This is a genomic window from Streptomyces sp. B1866 (assembly GCF_031932565.1).
Lineage (GTDB): Bacteria > Actinomycetota > Actinomycetes > Streptomycetales > Streptomycetaceae > Streptomyces.
In genome coordinates, this window is record NZ_JAVSCF010000540.1 from 1 (window position 1) to 1,040 (window position 1,040).

Consider the following 1,040-nt stretch of genomic DNA (forward strand, 5'->3'; position numbering starts at 1 on the left):
AACCGGACCCCGGCCAGAGCGCCGGGACGCCCGGCGCTGACCGGGCGTCGCCCGACGCGCCCGCCCCGCGCGCGATGCGGTTCGCCGCGCTCGGCGACTCGCTGACCGAAGGGCTCGGCGACCCGGTGCCGGGCGGCGGGTGGCGCGGCTGGGCCGCGCTGCTGGCCGACGCGCTGGCCGCCCACCCGCCGACCGCGGAACTGGTCAACCTGGCCCGCAGCGGCGCGCTCACCGCCGACGTCGCCGACGAGCAGCTGGCCGCCGCCCGCCGCGCCCGGCCGCACATCGCCTCCGTCGTCGTCGGCGGCAACGACACCCTGCGCGCCTCCTTCGACATCCACCGGGCCGCCGAGGCGCTGGACACGACGATCGGCGCGCTGCGCGCCGACGGGGCCGCGGTCCTCACCGCCTGCCTGCCCGACCCGGGGCGCATGCTCCGGCTGCCCGGCCCGCTCGCCCGTCCCCTGGCCCGCCGCATGCGGGCCCTGAACACGGTGGTGCACGCCCTCTCCCGGCGGCACGGGGCCGTGCACGTCCACCTCGCGGAGAACGCCTGGATCGCCGACCGGGCGGTGTGGAGCGTGGACCGGTTGCACCCCAGCGAGCTGGGCCACCGGCTGCTGGCCAGGGAGTTCCATGCGGCCCTCGCCGCGCGCGGGCTCGCGACGGGCGCGCCGCCCTCCCCGGTGCCCGACGGCCCGCCGCCCTCCCGCGCGGCCGGCGCCCTGTGGATGGCGACCCGCGGCACCCGCTGGGTCGCCGACCGCTGTACCGACCTGCTGCCCGACCTGCTGCGCCTGGCGGCGGTGGAGACCGGCCACCGCGTGCGCGGCACCGCCCACCTCCTCGACGCGCGGGCGCGCCAGGAGACCGCCGCCGCGCTGGCGTCCCTCGACGCCCGGCCGGACCCGGCGGAACAGGCCCCGGCGTCCCCCGCCCCCGCCGACCGCGCCCCCGCGCGCGGGCCACCAGGACCCGCGCCCGGCGGCTGCCACCCCCGCACCCCAGCCCCGTACCGGCGCCTCCCCGCAGGAACGCGC

1 pseudogene is annotated in these 1,040 nt (G+C 81.2%); it reads left to right on the forward strand.

From position 1 onward, the window contains the following. Positions 1-74 precede the first annotated feature (74 nt). Positions 75-893 (forward strand): annotated as a pseudogene (locus RKE29_RS30065) (SGNH/GDSL hydrolase family protein); the annotation flags it as partial. Positions 894-1,040: the final 147 nt, after the last annotated feature.